Below are 15,579 nucleotides of genomic sequence, written 5' to 3'. Positions count from 1 at the left end.
TCGCCATGAACGGACAGGTCGTCAAAAGGGTCGTTGTCGCTGGCGGCGGCTCAGCCGGCTGGATGGCCGCGGCCGCCCTGTCGCGGCAACTGGGGCCGTTGCTGGAGATCATCCTGGTCGAGTCCGACGAGATCGGCACGGTCGGGGTGGGGGAGTCCACCGTCCCCACCGCGCGCACCTTCAACGCCTTGCTCAAGCTGGACGAGCGCGAGTTCATGAGCGCGACCCAGGCGACCTTCAAACTCGGTATCTCGTTCGAGAATTGGGGCGAGATCGGCGACCGCTACATCCACTCCTTCGGGCAGGTCGGCAAATCCACCTGGCTGGGTCACTTCCACCACATGTGGCTGGCGGCCAAGGCGCAGGGGTTCGGCGGTGACCTTGGCGATTACTGCCTTGAATTGAAGGCGGCCGAGCAGCACCGCTTCTATACCGACGACAACGCGTCGCTGAACTACGCCTACCATATCGATGCGACCCTCTACGGCCGCTACCTGCGCCAGAAGTGCGAGGACAAGGGCGTTCGCCGGGTCGAGGGCAAGATCGTCGAGGTCCGGCAACGCTCCGACAACGGCTTCATCGAGGCCCTGGTCTTGGAGTCGGGCGAGGTGGTCGAGGGTGATCTCTTCATCGACTGCACCGGCTTCCGCGGCCTGCTGATCAACGGCGCCCTGGGGATCGGCTTCGAGGACTGGGGCCGCTGGCTGCCCAATGATCGCGCCTGGGCTGTCCAGACCAGCACGACGGTCGAGCCCGGCCCCTATACCCGCGCCATCGCCCACAAGGCGGGGTGGCTATGGGGCATCCCGCTCCAGCAGCGGGTCGGCAACGGCCTGGTCTTCAGCAGCGAATACATGACCGACGAGGAAGGCCTGCAGCAGCTCGAAAACATGATCGAGGGCGAGATGCTGATCGAGCCCAAGCTCATCCGCTTCCGCGCTGGCCGCCGCCACAAGGCGTGGCACAAGAACTGCGTCTCGCTGGGCTTGGCCGCCGGGTTCATCGAGCCGCTGGAATCGACCTCGATCCACATGATCATGATCGCGGTCCACCGGCTGCTTCAGCTGTTCCCGTTCCAGGGCTGCAACGACGCCCTCAGCGACCGGTTCAACAACCTGGCGGACGACGAAATCCTCAAGATCCGGGACTTCATCGTGCTGCACTATAACGTGACCGAACGCACCGACAGCCCGTACTGGAACCACGTGCGGACCATGGAGATTCCCGACACCCTGGCCCACCGTCTGGCCCTGTTCAGGGACAGCGGTCAGGTCTTCCAGGCGCCGGGCGAGCTGTTCCAGGTCGACTCCTGGCTGCAGGTGATGCTGGGCCAACGGCTGGAGCCGCGCGCCTATCACCATATGGGCCATCTGATGCCGCCAGAGCAGCTGCGCGGGGCGCTCACCGACCTGAAGGGCAACATCGCGCGCGCGGTCGAGCGCATGCCCTCGCACCAGGCTTTCATCAACCGCTACTGCCCCATCGCGGCCTAGCCTCGACCCATGACGCCCGAAGCCTTCCGCAAGCTGGTCCTCAGTTTTCCGCGGGCGCGGGAACGCGAGGTGTTAGGTACCCGGGAATACCGTGTCCGCGACCGCGCCTTCGCCACCTGGGGCTGGCCGCAGGACGGCTGGATCACCGTCAAGGTGCCGGCCAGCGAGCAGGAGGCGTTCATCCGCCGCTACGCCGCCTGCCAGTCCATACCGGGCCGGCCTGGCGTGATGCGCCTCTATCTGGCGGACGTGGAAGAAAACGATATCCGTCCCGTGGTCGACGCCGCCTGGAAGTTGGCGGTCGCTCTCGACTAGGCGGCGGTGGACCGCAGGTAATCCAGGACGACCTGCGGATCCGTGACCGTGTAGGGGTCGTCGTCCTCGCCGCTGTCGTTGATCCCGGGCTCCTCGAACATCTGCTCGATGATCCCGTCGCGTACGACCATCACATAGCGCCAGCTGCGCAGACCAAAGCCCAGATGGTCCTTGTCCACCAGCATGCCCATCAGCCGCGTGAACCGGCCCGAACCATCGGGCAGGAAGGTCACCTTCCTGGCGCCCAGCTTGGTCTTCCACTGGTGCATGACGAAGGCGTCGTTGACCGCCAGGCAGATCACCTCGTCCACACCCGCGGCGATCAGATCGTCGTGCATCCGCTCGAAGGCGGGGCACTGCTCATTCGAGCAGGTGGGGGTGAAGGCGCCGGGCAGGGCGAACACCACCACCCGTCGGCCGCCGAACACCTCCGCGCTGGACCGGTTCTGCCAGCGATAGGGATTGTCGCCGCCGATCGACTCATCGCGCACGCGCGTCTTGAAGACCACGTCGGGAACGCGTCTGCCTTGCATGGGAATCTCCTGGCGGCCGCCCTTAGCCACCGATGGCTAAATCAACCGGAGCCATGGAGGTTCCGCCGATCAAGCGCAGCTTGGACCGAATAAGAAAACGGCCCGCGAAACTGTTCGCGGGCCGTCCCTTGTTCGCTGCTGGGCGCGGGCCTTAGACGAGGTCCCAGCCGGCATTGGGCGCGGAGCTCAGGCTGCTGGTGATGGCCTCGATCACGTGCTCCTTCAGGGCCTCGTAGTACTCGCCCACATGGAAGCTGCCGCCCAGGCTGACGACGTAGCCGACCATGGCCGCCTTGGCGCCGATGGCGTCGCCGCCCAGGGCGTCGAAATAGGCCTTTTGGGATTCGATGTAGCGCAGGGCGCCTTGCACGTCGAAACCGGCCTCGGTGGCGTCGTCGAAGCCGATGACCGCGTCATAGGCCTTGGACACCGACTCCGAGAAGCTCAGCGAACCATAGGCCGCCTCGAAGCCGGCCCGGCCCTCGCCCACCTTGCCCAGGTTGACCGCGAAGTTGATGTAGCGGTTCTCGACGCTGAACGCCGCGTAGTAGGCGTCGGTCAGGTCGTTGGCGTTGGTGGGCGAGTCGATCAGCCACGTCATGCCCGCTTCGGTGGGCGGCGCGCCGGTGAAGAACTTGTAGACGTCGTGGGCCACGCCGGTGGTCGGCATGGCCAGATCCACCAGCCCGGACTGGGCCTGCTCAACCGTGATCCTGCCGGCCGCGAGGTCGGCCTGCAGCTTGGCCGCGGCCTGGGCCGTCGCATACAGCGGGTTGGCTACCACCTGGCCATTGGCCAGGGTGATGGTCGGCGAGGTCGCCTTGGCCGAGGTCAGATCGACCCCGACCGCATCGCCAGCGACGGCGATGACCTCTTCCGGCTCGAGCACCGGCGGGGTGGGCGTGGGGTCGGTCGGCGGCGTCTGCGGCGCGGGGACGGCCGCCGCGTCGAGCGTGACAGCGCGGGTTTCGGCCGTGCTGGCGTTGCCCGCCGCGTCGGTGGCGATGACGCTGAGAGTCTCAGCACCGGCGCCCATGGCCCGCAGGTCGTCAGCTGTGACGCTGTAGGTCCAGGTCGTGCCGCTCAGATTGGCGGTGCGCACGCTTCCGCCGATCGTCAGCCGCACCGTGCTGCCGGCTTCCGCCGTCCCGGTGATCGCCAAGCCGCTCACTTCGCCGACGCTGATGATGTCATCCGTGGCCACCGCGTTGATGGTCGGCGTGGTCGGAACAACCGTGTCGATGGTGATCGCTTGAGAGGTGTTGGTGCTTTGGTTGCCGTTGGCGTCCGTAGCCACGACAAAGATCGCCCTCGCTCCTTGACCCATGGCGGCGTAGTCCCCGGCGGCCAGGGTATAGGACCAAGTGGTTCCGGTGACGGTGGTCGGTTGGAAATTGCCGCCTCGGTTGATCTCGACGGTGGAGCCCGCCTCGGTCGTGCCGGTGATGGTCACCGTGCCAGCCGCTTCGGCCGCGTTGATGACGTTATCGCCCGCGATGGTGTTGATGACCGGTGCGGTTGGCACGACAGTATCGACCGTGAAGTTCCGGGTGGCGGGCGGGCTTACGTTGCCGCCACTGTCAATGACGGTGACCGACAGGGTTTTGGCGCCTTCTCCCAAGGCTTGGAAACCTGCCCACTCCAACTCATAGGACCAATCGCCATTGCCGTCGGCGGTGACCGTGTCGGTCAGGCCAACTCCAAAGTCGAGTTGGACCTCTAGGTCGGCCTCCGCCGTGCCGGTGATCGTGACGTTGGCCGTCGCCTCCGTCCGGTTGATGATGTTGTTGGTGGCGATCGCGTTGATGGTTGGCGCTGCGGGGACCGAGGTGTCGATGACAATCGCCCGGGTGGCGTCGATGCTTGCATTGCCATTGGTGTCAGTGGCCGTGACGGTGATTGTCTCCCCGCCATCGCCCATGTCGGTGAAGTCGCCTGCGGTCAGGGTGTAGGACCAGGTCGTGCCGTTGACCGTGGCGAAGCGGTCATTACCCCCCAGGTTGACATTGACGGTCGCGCCGGCTTCGGTCGTGCCGGTGATGATCACCGTGCCAGCCGCCTCGGCGGCGCTGATGGCGTTGTCGCCGGCGACGGCGTTGATGACCGGCGCGCCGGGGGCGACGGTGTCGATGGTGAAGTTCTTGACGGTGGCCGGGCTGACATTGCCCGCCTCGTCTTCAACCGTGATCGACAAGGTCTTGGCGCCCTGGCCCAGGGCGGTGAAGTCACCGGCTGTCAGGTCATAGGACCAGATGCCGCCACCGTCCGCGGTGACGGTGCGGATCACGCCGCCGCCGAAGTTGAGGCGGACCTCGGCGTCGGCTTCCGCTGTACCCTCCAAGGTGAGCGTCCCGGCGGCTTCCGCAGCGTTGATGATGTCGTTGCCGGCGACGATGTCGATCCCCGGCGCGGTCGGGACGGTGTTGTCCATGGTGAAGGAGCTTCCGCCATTAAAGGCGGGAATAGGCGTCGCGTCGTCGATGGTCGTGACGCCGTTGGAGGAGACAAGCTCGATGCCCAGCAGTCCGTCGCCCGACACATTGGTGAGTGTGACGGTATAGATGCCGGGTTGAACGTTGGTGACGCTGCTGATGGTGCCTGTCGCAAGGCCGGTCAGCCCGAAGTCTCCTACCACTGGATGGGTGACGGCTTCGTCGAATTCTACGGTGAACGAAACGGTGTCCGCATTGGTGCGAACAGCGCCCGATGGTTGGATTCTCGAGACGACAGCCATGATACTTCCCCGAAACACTGAATGATTGCGAAGCCGACGCGGCTCGCGGCCAGAGTGGGTAGGGGGCGTGGCGCTCGCGCCTCAATCGAATGTCGATGAAGCGAAGCAATATTTAGATGAGCGGCAGTGAAAGCCGAATGTGCGGGCTTTACGCCATGCACGACATGTGCATTTCGAGCTATTTTGGCTTCAGTATTCGCCAATTATGCTTTTCCTGAACCTGGGCGAATTCCGATCTGGCGTGATCCAAAGGGAATCGGCCCGCGAAACCTGTTCGCGGGCCGTCCCTTGTTCGCCGCTGGGCGCGGGCGTTAGACGAGGTCCCAGCCGGCGTTGGGCGCGGAGCTCAGGCTGTCCGTGATGGTCTCGATCACGTGCTCCTTCAGGGCCTCGTAGTACTCGCCCACATGGAAGCTGCCGCCCAGGCTGACGACGTAGCCGACCATGGCCGCCTTGGCGCCGATGGCGTCGCCGCCCAGGGCGTCGAAATAGGCCTTTTGGGATTCGATGTAGCGCAGGGCGCCTTGCACGTCGAAACCGGCCTCGGTGGCGTCGTCGAAGCCGATGACCGCGTCATAGGCCTTGGACACCGACTCCGAGAAGCTCAGCGAACCATAGGCCGCCTCGAAGCCGGCCCGGCCCTCGCCCACCTTGCCCAGGTTGACCGCGAAGTTGATGTAGCGGTTCTCGACGCTGAACGCCGCGTAGTAGGCGTCGGTCAGGTCGTTGGCGTTGGTGGGCGAGTCGATCAGCCACGTCATGCCCGCTTCGGTGGGCGGCGCGCCGGTGAAGAACTTGTAGACGTCGTGGGCCACGCCGGTGGTCGGCATGGCCAGATCCACCAGCCCGGACTGGGCCTGCTCAACCGTGATCCTGCCGGCCGCGAGGTCGGCCTGCAGCTTGGCCGCGGCCTGGGCCGTCGCATACAGCGGGTTGGCTACCACCTGGCCATTGGCCAGGGTGATGGTCGGCGAGGTCGCCTTGGCCGAGGTCAGATCGACCCCGACCGCATCGCCAGCGACGGCGATGACGTCCTCCGGTTCAAGGTCCGGCGTGACAGGGCCCGGGTTCCCGCCGCCAGACGGCGCCGGCGGGACGGCGGCCGCATCGACCGTGATCGGCAGGGTGGCGGGCGTGCTGACATTGCCGGCGGCGTCCGTCGCCGTGACGCTTAGCGTCTCGGCTCCGGCGCCCATGGCCCGCAGGTCGTTGGCTGTGACGGCGTAGGTCCAGGTCGTGCCGCTCAGGCTCGCGGTGCGGACGGCGCCGCCGATGGTCAGCTTCACGATGCTGCCGGCCTCGGCCGTGCCGGTGACGGTCAGGCCGCTGACCTCGTTGGCGCTGATCACGTCGTCGGCGGCCACCGTGGCGATGGTGGGCGCGGCTGGCGCGGTGTGATCGAAGGTGACCGTCTGGCCGGCCGTGAAACCCGTCGTGATCGCATTGCCGTGCAAGTCGGTGACGCCCGTGCCGGTGTTCTTCAGGTCCAGGCGCAGGTCGCCGTCGCCGGTGATGTCGGTGACCGTGACTGTGTAGGTCGCGCCGCTGCCCGAGATTCCGGTCACAGTCCCGCCGGCGGTACCCGTAGCGGTCAACACGAAGTCGGATGGATCGACGCCATCGACGGCCTCGCCGAAGGTCACGGTGTAATGCTGGGTCGCCGCATTGCTCGACGCGGCACCCACGCGGGTGATGGAGGTCACGGTCGGCGCGATGCCGTCCACGCGCACACCGGCGAGCCCGGTGAAGTTCAGGCCCGTGACGACGGCGTTCAGGCCGGAAGCATCCTGCATCGTGCCGCCGTTCAAGGCGATGGCCCCGGCGGTCATCACGCCGTCGCTGTCCAGCGTCCCCGCGGTCACCGCGTATCGGAAGGTGAGTGTGTCGCCGCCCGAGCCGCTGACATATTCGGCTTGGACGGTTCCGCCGGTGTCCAGGGTCAGCGCGATGCTTGGCGTGCCGCCGCTGGTGTCGACCGTGACGTCCTCGCTGAAGGTGACGGTGAAATCCAGGTGCTCGCCGATGGCGTAGGTGTCCGCCGCTGGCGAACTGGTCGTGGCGATCACCGGATTGCTGGCGTCCACCAGAACCCCGGCGGTGGTCGCGACCCCGCTTAGGGTCAGGGTGGCGTTCTGTCCCGCGGCGTCGCGCAGGGTTGCGCCATTGGCCTCGATCGCGCCTCCCAGCGCGACGCCGTCGGCGTCCGACTGTCCGACCGTCACCGTGTAGGCGAAGGTCAGCTCATCGGTCCCCGAGCCGCCGCTGTAGGTGGCGTAGACGGTGCTGGATCCGATGGTCAGTGCGATGCGCGGCGTGCCTCCCGTGGTGTCCACAGTGACCGCCTCGCTCATCGTGACCGTGAAGGTCAGTACGTCACCCGCCTGATAGGTGTCGTGAGCCGGCGCCGTGACCGAGGTCACCGTCGGGACAGTGGTGTCGATCGTATAGGTCATGCCGGTGGTGAATCCGCCGGCGATGGGGTTGCCCGCCGTATCGGTGATGCCCGTTCCCGAGTCCTTCAGGTCAAGGCGTATCGTGCCCTCGCCGGTATAGCCGCTGACCTGCACCGCGAAGATCGAACCGCTGCCGGACACATTCGACACGATCGCCCCGCTGATCGAGCCCGTGGTGTGGAGGACGAAATCGGAGGCGTCGAGATCGCCGGTCACGGTTTCGCTGAAGACCACCGTGTAGATCACGCTCGACGCCGTGGTCGTCTCGTCGCCCGTACGAGAGATCGACAGCACCGCCGGGTCCACGGCGTCGACGATCACGGCCGAGCCGTTGATGGTGAGTCCGTTCAACGACGCGCTGTTGCCGGCGGCGTCCTTGATCGTGCCGCCGCCGCTGGTGATCAGCGACGAGACCGACACGCCGTCTAGCGCTTCGGCGCCGTCGGGGATCGTAAAGACGAAGGTCAGGGTCGAGCTGCCCGAGCCGCCGACATAGTCCGCGTGGACGTAGCCGCCGCTCGGCAGGGTCAGGCCGATATAGGGCGTGCCGTTCGTCGTATCGACGACGACCGTTTCATCGAAGGTGACGGTGAAGGTGAGATCGTCGCCCTCGCCATAGACGCCGGCGGCCGGCGCCGTATTGGCGGTGATCGTCGGCTGGACGCCATCGACCAGCAGGCCGGTGGTGGCGGCGATGTCGTTGAGCGCCAGCTCCGCATCAACCCCATCGCCGCCGCGCATCGTGGCGCCGCGCAGATCGATCGGGGAGTAGACCTCGACGCCATCGGTATCCAGACGGCCATTGGTGACGGTGTAGCGGAAGACCAGGTCGGCCGTGCCGCTGCCGCTGACATAGGTGGCGTAAACGAGGGCTTCGCCAACCTCCATCGCGATGCGCGGCGTCCCGCCCAGGATGGTCACCGCCTTGTCCATATGGACGGTGAAGTCGATGTGCTCGCCGACGTGATAGGTGCGGTTCGCCGGAGCGCTCACCGACTCGACCACCGCCGCGGTCGAGTTCAGCGTATAGGACTCGCCCGCATCGAACGGGGTGTCGGACAGGTTGCCGTACACATCGCGAACATCGTTGGAGCCGCCATCGTAGGCTAGGCGGACGGTTCCGCTGCCGGTGATGTTCTCGAGAGTCACGATCCAGGTCTTGTGGTCGCCCGTATCCTCGATGTCGAAGTCGCCATTTATCGTGCCGACGCCATCGGTATACACATCCCAGCTGCTCAGCTCGTCATCGATCGGTTCGTCGAAAACCAACTGCCAGCGGACGCTGGTGGCGGTGGTGTTGTTCGGATCCAGGCGCGTGATCGAGACCACCTGCGGACCCTCGCCGTCGATGTTCACGCCGCTGGTGTCAAAGGACAGGTTGGTGAAGTCGGCTGCGTTGCGGGCGTCGTCCTCGATGTCCCCAAATTTGATCGTGCCGCCGACGACGATGCCGTTCAGATCCAGGTCCTCGTAGTTGACCTGATATCGGAAGCTAAGCGTGTTGGCGCCGCTTCCCTCGAAATACTGGGCCTCGACCGTTTGGCCGCCGATATCCAGCTCCAGCACCGGCGTGAAGCTGACGTCCACCACTTCGCTGAAGGTGACCGTGAAGATGAGGTCATCGCCCGGGATATAGATCCCCGCCGCCGGCGCGGTGGTCGAGACCACCGTCGGCGCCGTGGTGTCGACCGTCACCTCGGGGGTGGGCGGCGCCGTCCCGACCGTAAAGGCGCCCGCGGGGTTGCCGGCCTTGTCCGTGATCACGGCGCCGTTCAGGTCAAAGGCGCCGAACTCGATGCCGTCGCTGTCATTGTCGCCGGGCTGGACGCGATAGGTGAGGTACACGTCACTGGAGCCGGACTGGCTCGGATTATACTCCGCCCAGGCCGCCCGCCCGCCCACATTGATGGCGATGCGCGGCGCGCCGCCGGTCGTATCGACGACGACGTCCTCGTTGAACCTCAGGAGGAAGTTGATCTCGTCGTCTACCAGGCCATAGGCGTACGGTCCTGGCGCCTCCGCCCCTAGGAAGGTCGGCGCGGTGTGATCGATATAGAAGGCCTGCCCGGACGTGAACGCTGGGATGGCCGCGTTGTCGTCCGCCGCCGTCACGACCCCGGCCAGCAGGTTGAGACGAAGATTGCCCTCGCCCGCCACATCGCTGACGGTGACGGTGTAGACGCCGGGGCTGACTAGTGACGGCGCACCGATCGTCCCGGTGGCTTCCCCCGCCAGGGCGAAGGCCGACGCGCTCACCCCGTTCACGGCTTCGTCGAACGCGACCCGAAACTGGACAGTGTTGGCGGTGGTGCTTTGCGCGCCTACGCGGCTGATTTGGATGACGGAAGCCATGGATTACCCCGGGGGACTGAGTGATCGCGAGACGAGTTCGCGGCCGGGGGGCGTAGGCGAGCGCGGGATGCGCGCTCAACGAGAATGCTTCCAAAAGCCTTAACGGCGAGATGAACGGAAGAAGTCGTTCCGGAATTGCATGTATTGCCTGCAGAATTATCCGCAGATTTTGCGTGTAATTGTTCGGTAAATCACGTTTCGATGAATTTCGGACCCCAGGTGAATAGGAAAACGGCCCGCTGATCTGTCAGCGGGCCGTTGTTAGGCTTGAAAAGCTCTGGAGTTCGATGCTCAGCCGACCAGTTCGCTGTCCAGCGTGATCTGCGCGTTCAGGACCTTGGACACCGGGCAGTTGACCTTCGCCTTGCCGGCTAGGTCGTCAAAGGTCGCGGCGTCGATGTTGGGGACCTTGCCCTTGAGCGTCAGGTGGACGGCGGTGATGGCGTAGCCGTCGTCCTGCTGCTCCAGCGTCACCTCGGCGCTGGTCTCCAGGCTGTCGGCGGTGAAGCCGGCCTGGGTAAGCACCAGCGACAGGGCCATGGTGAAACAGGCCGCGTGCGCCGCGCCCAGCAACTCCTCGGGGTTGGACCCGGGCTGGCCCTCGAACCGGCTTGAGAAGCCGTAGGGGTATTGGCTAAGCGCGCCGCTCTCGGTCGAGATCGCGCCCTTGCCGTCCTTGATGCCGCCGCCCCATACGACCGAACCGCGCCGCTTGATCTTCAAGGCCATGATGTCTCTCCCTGTCAGCCGGATGCTGCCGGGGGATCATGCCGCGCAAATTGCGTCAGGCCTTGGACGGATGTGATGCGGATTGAAGTTCAGAACCCGCTCAGGCTCAAACCGGGCGCGTCAGGCGGCGTCTGCGCACCGCCGTTCAGGCTCTTCTGCATGAGCACGATGTCGAGCCAGCGCTCCTTCTTGTAGCCCACGTCCTTGAACGTCCCCACGGGCGCAAAGCCCAGCGCCTTGTGCAGGCCGATGGAGCCCTCGTTGCCGGTGTCGCCGATCACCGCCATCACCTGCCGCAACCCCATCGCCGCGCAGGCGTCCAGCACGGCGGTCAACACCGCGCCCCCCACGCCCCGGCCTTTGGCCCTGGGCGAGACATAGACGCTGTCCTCCACCGTGTAGCGATACGCCGCCCGCAGGCGGAACGGCCCGGCATAGGCGTAGCCCAGGATTTCGCCGTTCTCCTCGGCCACCAGATAGGGCAGCCCCCGCGACTGCACATTGGCCATCCGCGTGACGATCTCATCCGCCGAGGGCGGAACCTCCTCGAACGTCCCGAACCCGTTCAGGCAGGCGTCGGCATAGATCGCGGCGATGGCCGGCGCGTCGGCGGGCGTGGCGGGGCGGATGTTCATGGGAGGTGATTACGACATCCCTGCCCGAGAGCAAGGTCAACCAAACCGCCTCCCTGGGCCTTGTGCCCAGGGTCCCTGTATCCGCCGCCGCCGTGGTCGATTTCTTGCCGATGCGAATGCGGATGCAGGGACCCTCGCCACAGGGGCGAGGGAGGCGCTCTAAACTGCGTGCGTCCTTCGAGACGCGGTCTATCGACCGCTCCTCAGGATGACGAACCCCGAGAGCAAACCACCTTCGTCATGCTGAGGAGCGCAAAGCGCGTCTCGAAGCACGCGGTGAGATCAGCTCTCACTCCGGCATCGTGTCGAAGACCACGACGCCGGGCGGCAGGGGCGCCCAGGCGGGGCGGTCGCGGTTGAAGATGGCGATCTGAGGCTTGAACAGGCTGGGGTCGTCCAGGCTGCCCGCATAGACGGTGTGGGAGTCCGTGTGGCCGACCTCGCCACCGAATACCAGGCCGCCGCAGGACGGACAGGAGTTGCGCAGCGCCTCGCCCCCGCGGAGGGCGCGGGATCGGTATTTCAGCGTCGCGCCGCTGAACCGCACCGCCGAGGCGGGGAAGTTCATGAAGGGGATGAACGGCCCGCCCGACGCCTTTCGGCAGTCGGCGCAATAGCAGCACCCCATCATGTCCGGCGGCCCCTCGGCTTCGTAGCGGACCGCGCCGCAGAGGCAGCCGCCGGTGATCTTCATCAGGCCTTCTCCCAGCCCTTCTCCACCGCCCACACGGCGAAGGCGTAATCCAGCGCGATCTCCTTCAGGAAATCGAACCGGCCGGACGCGCCGCCGTGGCCGGCCTCCATGTTGATCTTCAGCAGGATGGGATTGGTGCTGGTGGTGTGGTCGCGCAGCTTGGCGGCCCACTTCTCGGGCTCCCAATAGGTGACGCGCGGGTCCGATAGGCCGCCGGTGGCCAGCACCGCCGGGTACGGCTTGGCCGACACCTGGTCGTAGGGCGAGTAGCTGTACATGTAGTCATAGGCTTCCGCGTCCTCGATCGGGTTGCCCCATTCGGGCCACTCGGGCGGGGTCAGGGGCAGGGACGTATCGCTCATGGTGTTGATCACATCCACGAACGGCACCGCGCCGATGATGCCGGCCCACAGGTCGGGCCGCATGTTGGTCACCGCGCCCATCAGCAGCCCTCCGGCCGAGCCGCCATAGGCGACCGTGCGCCCCTTGGCGCCATAGCCGTTGGAATGCAGGTGCTCGGCGCAGGTGATGAAGTCGGTGAAGGTGTTCTTCTTCTTGAACTTCTTGCCGTCTAGGAACCAGCCCCAGCCCTTTTCCGACCCGCCGCGGATGTGGGCGGTGGCCCAGATCCAGCCCCGGTCCACCAGACTGAGGTTGCGGATCGAGAAGCTGGGGTCCATCGGGATGCCATAGCTGCCATAGCCGTACAGCAGCAGCGGGGCGGAGCCGTCCAGCTTGGTCCCCTTCTTCATCAGCACCGTGATCGGCACCTCGGCGCCGTCGGACGCCTTGGCATACAGCCGCTTGGTGACGTAGTCGGCCGGGTTGTGGCCGGATGGGATTTCCTGGGTCTTGCGCAGCACCTTGGTGCGCTTGGCCATGTCGTAGTCGAACCACTGACGCGGCGTGGTCGGCGACTGGTAGACATAGCGCATCACCGGGGTGTCGAACTCGTACCCGCCCTCCAGCGACAGGACATAGGCCTCCTCGTCCATGACGATGGGGTGTTCGGCGCCGCCCTTTTCGGTGACCACGATGCGGGTGTTGGCGTTCACCCGCTCCAGCCGCACGAAGTGGTTCTGATAGGCGGTGGTCCCGACGATCAGCGTGCCCGGACGGTGGGCGACCCATTCCTTCCAGTTCTTGGCCGACGGGTCCGAGACGGGCGCCCGCACCAGCTTGAAGTCCACCGCGTCGTCGGCGTTGGTGCGGATGATGAAGTCGCCGTCCCAGTGCTCGATGTCATAGCGCACGCCGACCTTGCGCGGCTCGACCACCTTGGGCTTGGCGGTCGGGTCGCTGGCCGGGATGATCAGGGCTTCGGAGCTGTCGTTGTTGCCGGCGCTGATGACCAGGAACTGGTCGGAAGCCACGCGGCCGATCCCGATGAAATAGCCCTCGTCGGCCTCCTCATAGATCAGCACGTCGTCCTTGGCGCCGCCGCGGGCCGGGCGGCGATAGATCTTGTCCGGCCGGCCGTTGTCGTCGCGGTGGGTCCAGAACAGCCACTGGGAGTCCGGCGAGAAGGTGAAGTCCCCGGTCGAGCTCTCCACCGGCTCGGCCAGCACCTGACCCGTCGCCAGGTCCTTGACGAAGATGCGGAACACCTCCGAGCCCTGGGCGTCCTCGGCGTAGGCGAACAGCTTGTGGTCGGGGCTGTGATCCGCCGCGCCGACCTCTGAATAGGCCTTCCCCTTGGCCAGGGCGTCGGCATCCAGTAGCACTTCCTCCGCGCCGCCGGCCCGGGGCTTGCGGGCGTAGATCGGGTGCTGCGCGCCGATGTTGTAGCGGGTGTAATACTCGAACACGCCGTCGGGGGCTGGGACGGACGCGTCGTCCTCCTTGATGCGGCCCTTCATCTCCTCGAACATCGCCTTCTGCAGCGGTTCGGTCTTGGCCAGCATCGCCTTGGTGTAGGCGTTCTCTTCGGTCAGGTGCGCCTTGACGTCGGCCTTGATCAGGCTCGGATCGCGCAGGACCTTCTGCCAGTTGTCGTCCTTCATCCAGGCATAGTCGTCGGTCCGCACGCGCCCCAGCTGTTCGATGCGCTTGGGCTCCTTCTTGGCGACGGGAGGCTTTGGCAGGGTGGGGGACGCGGACATGGATTCACCAGGAATGAGGACGGAGGAGGCGGCCAGGGCGGCCGTGGACGCCAGAAGTTCGCGCCGGGTTTTCATGCAGTCTCTCTAAATTGGAGGGTGCGGCAGGACGCCAGCTTGTGACGGGGACTCGGCGCAGGTCAAATGGGTCGTAGTGAGTCGCGTAATCAAGGGGCGTCCATGGCCTGGGATCTATCTCTCGATCTCATTCAGGCGACGGTGCAGGTCGAACAGGCCTTGCCCGACGGCGGCCGCACGGTCGGCACCGGCTTTCTCATCGACGCGCCCACGCCGGACGGGCGGCCTCGCACGGTGCTGGTCACCGCCGGCCACGTGCTGGAGCGCATGCCCAAGGCCAGCGCGCGCATCGGCTATCGGGTCCAGGGCGGCGACGGCGTCTGGCGTTACGATCCTCAGACCCTGACCATCCGCGACACGATCGATCACCCGGCCTGGGCCAAGCACCCGACCCGCGACGTGGCGGCGATCGAGGTGGTCGCGCCCCCCGAATTCGCCAAGGCGGCGATCCCCCTGGCCTGGCTGGCGGCGGACGAGACCTTCAGCAAGGTGGCCCTCGGCCCCGGCGACGAGATGATGGCGCTCGGCTTCCCACGCGGGCTGGCGGCCAATGGCGCGGGTTTCCCCATCCTGCGCTCGGGGCGCGTGGCGTCCTATCCGCTGGGCCCGGCCGACAACTCGCCGACCTTCCTGCTCGATTTCTCGGTGTTTCCCGGCAACTCCGGCGGCCCAGTGTTCATGGCCGAAGCCGCCCGGCGTCGCCCCGGCGCGGGCGAGGCCCAGGAAGTCCAGTTCGTGGCTGGGATGCTCACCCAGCAGGTGGAGCTGAATAAGGAGCGGCTGGAGATCGGCGTGGTCACCCACGCCAAATTCATCCGCGAGACCGTCAACATGCTCGACGGCGTGATCCCGATCCGCACCTCCAAGGTCGCCGAGGTCCTGCCCGCCACCCAGGTCGCCGCCAACGCGGTCGAGGCCGGGACGATCGACTAGCGCGGCCTCAGCCGATGCTGTGGCGTACCGGCGAGACGCTCCAGCACACGGTGCGCTGATCAATCAGGTCGTGGACCGGCGAGTCCGCCAGTTCATCCATCAGGCCGTCAGCCGCCGCGCGGCCGTCCGCCACCGCCGCCCAGACCAGCATGTCCACCACCGAGCCGTCCGCCTGCTCGGCGATGCGGCGCGAGCGGAAGCCCGGTTGGCGGCGCAGCCAGGCGTCCACCCCGGCGTTGGCGTCGATGAACTGCGCCACCGTGCAGCCGCGCAGGCGGAAGGTGGTGATCTCCACGGCCTCCAGGATCATGGGCTCCGGCTGGAACGCGCCGGTCTGCGGGGAATAGTCGATGACTCGGGCCATGGCGGTCTCCTGTGCGATCCTGCATGCGGGCGGGGGAGGCCGGGCGCTGGCCGCGCTCCGTCGTCCCCGAGCCCTAACCTGACATGCCCTCCAGCCGCGGCGACAGAAACAATCCCGCAGGAGTCATGCACGATCCTGCAAAAACCGGGGTTCGCGCCTTTCGCCTG

Annotated in this window: 11 protein-coding genes; 3 read left to right on the top strand and 8 right to left on the bottom strand. The window is 66.2% G+C overall.

Going from position 1 to position 15,579, the window contains the following annotated elements:
• The first annotated feature begins 5 nt into the window (after nucleotides 1-5).
• Both O5K31_RS12885 and O5K31_RS12880 read left to right on the top strand, forming a co-directional pair.
• Entirely contained in the window at nucleotides 6-1,493 is a 1,488-nt protein-coding gene (locus O5K31_RS12885) for a tryptophan halogenase family protein (RefSeq protein WP_269714005.1), read from the top strand.
• A gap of 9 nt (nucleotides 1,494-1,502) precedes the next feature.
• Nucleotides 1,503-1,808, top strand: coding sequence for an MmcQ/YjbR family DNA-binding protein (locus tag O5K31_RS12880; protein WP_269714004.1), 306 nt, complete (start codon nucleotides 1,503-1,505; stop codon nucleotides 1,806-1,808).
• On the opposite strand, the gene O5K31_RS12875 is transcribed toward O5K31_RS12880, so the two are convergent.
• The 7 genes from O5K31_RS12875 to O5K31_RS12845 all read right to left on the bottom strand — a co-directional run bounded on the left by O5K31_RS12875 (nucleotide 1,805) and on the right by O5K31_RS12845 (nucleotide 14,115).
• Nucleotides 1,805-2,341, bottom strand: coding sequence for a peroxiredoxin (locus O5K31_RS12875; RefSeq protein ID WP_269714003.1), 537 nt, complete (start codon nucleotides 2,339-2,341; stop codon nucleotides 1,805-1,807). The genes O5K31_RS12880 and O5K31_RS12875 overlap by 4 nt on opposite strands.
• 151 nt (nucleotides 2,342-2,492) lie before the next feature.
• Nucleotides 2,493-5,075, bottom strand: coding sequence for an Ig-like domain-containing protein (locus O5K31_RS12870; RefSeq protein ID WP_269714002.1), 2,583 nt, complete (start codon nucleotides 5,073-5,075; stop codon nucleotides 2,493-2,495).
• Between the two features lie 311 nt (nucleotides 5,076-5,386).
• Nucleotides 5,387-9,880: an Ig-like domain-containing protein gene (locus tag O5K31_RS12865; RefSeq protein ID WP_269714001.1), complete on the bottom strand. Its 4,494-nt coding sequence runs from the start codon at nucleotides 9,878-9,880 to the stop codon at nucleotides 5,387-5,389.
• 291 nt (nucleotides 9,881-10,171) lie between these two features.
• A complete protein-coding gene (locus tag O5K31_RS12860) occupies nucleotides 10,172-10,609 on the bottom strand; it encodes an OsmC family protein (RefSeq protein ID WP_269714000.1) in 438 nt (145 codons plus the stop codon).
• Between the two features lie 89 nt (nucleotides 10,610-10,698).
• Nucleotides 10,699-11,244 carry a GNAT family N-acetyltransferase gene (locus O5K31_RS12855; protein WP_269713999.1) on the bottom strand — a complete coding sequence of 182 codons (546 nt, stop codon included), beginning with the start codon at nucleotides 11,242-11,244 and terminating at the stop codon, nucleotides 10,699-10,701.
• Between the two features lie 289 nt (nucleotides 11,245-11,533).
• Entirely contained in the window at nucleotides 11,534-11,938 is a 405-nt protein-coding gene (locus O5K31_RS12850) for a GFA family protein (protein WP_269713998.1), read from the bottom strand.
• Nucleotides 11,938-14,115 carry a S9 family peptidase gene (locus tag O5K31_RS12845; protein WP_269713997.1) on the bottom strand — a complete coding sequence of 726 codons (2,178 nt, stop codon included), beginning with the start codon at nucleotides 14,113-14,115 and terminating at the stop codon, nucleotides 11,938-11,940. Before O5K31_RS12845 ends, O5K31_RS12850 begins: the two co-directional genes overlap by 1 nt.
• A gap of 102 nt (nucleotides 14,116-14,217) precedes the next feature.
• Here O5K31_RS12845 and O5K31_RS12840 point away from each other — a divergent pair, with 102 nt between their 5' ends.
• Nucleotides 14,218-15,048 (top strand): trypsin-like serine peptidase, encoded by an 831-nt coding sequence (locus O5K31_RS12840; RefSeq protein WP_442867715.1) that lies wholly within the window; start codon nucleotides 14,218-14,220, stop codon nucleotides 15,046-15,048.
• Nucleotides 15,049-15,055: 7 nt separating this feature from the next.
• Here the strand turns inward: O5K31_RS12840 and O5K31_RS12835 are convergent, their stop codons facing one another.
• Complete coding sequence (locus O5K31_RS12835) at nucleotides 15,056-15,412, bottom strand: hypothetical protein (RefSeq protein WP_269713995.1); 357 nt, start codon at nucleotides 15,410-15,412, stop codon at nucleotides 15,056-15,058.
• Between the last annotated feature and the right edge of the window lie 167 nt (nucleotides 15,413-15,579).

The sequence above is a fragment of the Caulobacter sp. NIBR2454 genome (assembly GCF_027474405.1).
In the GTDB taxonomy this organism is placed as follows: domain Bacteria; phylum Pseudomonadota; class Alphaproteobacteria; order Caulobacterales; family Caulobacteraceae; genus Caulobacter.
The sequence above is the reverse complement of the archived record's forward strand: the minus strand, read 5'-3'. Positions and strand labels throughout refer to the sequence as shown.

What these genes read in the sequence shown, in the direction of transcription:
- O5K31_RS12840 (WP_442867715.1), top strand. Translation starts at nt 14,218, where the DNA reads ATGGCCTGGGATCTATCTCTCGATCTCATTCAGGCGACGGTGCAGGTC.
- O5K31_RS12860 (WP_269714000.1), bottom strand. Translation starts at nt 10,609, where the DNA reads ATGGCCTTGAAGATCAAGCGGCGCGGTTCGGTCGTATGGGGCGGCGGC.
- O5K31_RS12850 (WP_269713998.1), bottom strand. Translation starts at nt 11,938, where the DNA reads ATGAAGATCACCGGCGGCTGCCTCTGCGGCGCGGTCCGCTACGAAGCC.
- O5K31_RS12855 (WP_269713999.1), bottom strand. Translation starts at nt 11,244, where the DNA reads ATGAACATCCGCCCCGCCACGCCCGCCGACGCGCCGGCCATCGCCGCG.
- O5K31_RS12875 (WP_269714003.1), bottom strand. Translation starts at nt 2,341, where the DNA reads ATGCAAGGCAGACGCGTTCCCGACGTGGTCTTCAAGACGCGCGTGCGC.
- O5K31_RS12870 (WP_269714002.1), bottom strand. Translation starts at nt 5,075, where the DNA reads ATGGCTGTCGTCTCGAGAATCCAACCATCGGGCGCTGTTCGCACCAAT.
- O5K31_RS12880 (WP_269714004.1), top strand. Translation starts at nt 1,503, where the DNA reads ATGACGCCCGAAGCCTTCCGCAAGCTGGTCCTCAGTTTTCCGCGGGCG.
- O5K31_RS12845 (WP_269713997.1), bottom strand. Translation starts at nt 14,115, where the DNA reads ATGAAAACCCGGCGCGAACTTCTGGCGTCCACGGCCGCCCTGGCCGCC.
- O5K31_RS12865 (WP_269714001.1), bottom strand. Translation starts at nt 9,880, where the DNA reads ATGGCTTCCGTCATCCAAATCAGCCGCGTAGGCGCGCAAAGCACCACC.
- O5K31_RS12885 (WP_269714005.1), top strand. Translation starts at nt 6, where the DNA reads ATGAACGGACAGGTCGTCAAAAGGGTCGTTGTCGCTGGCGGCGGCTCA.
- O5K31_RS12835 (WP_269713995.1), bottom strand. Translation starts at nt 15,412, where the DNA reads ATGGCCCGAGTCATCGACTATTCCCCGCAGACCGGCGCGTTCCAGCCG.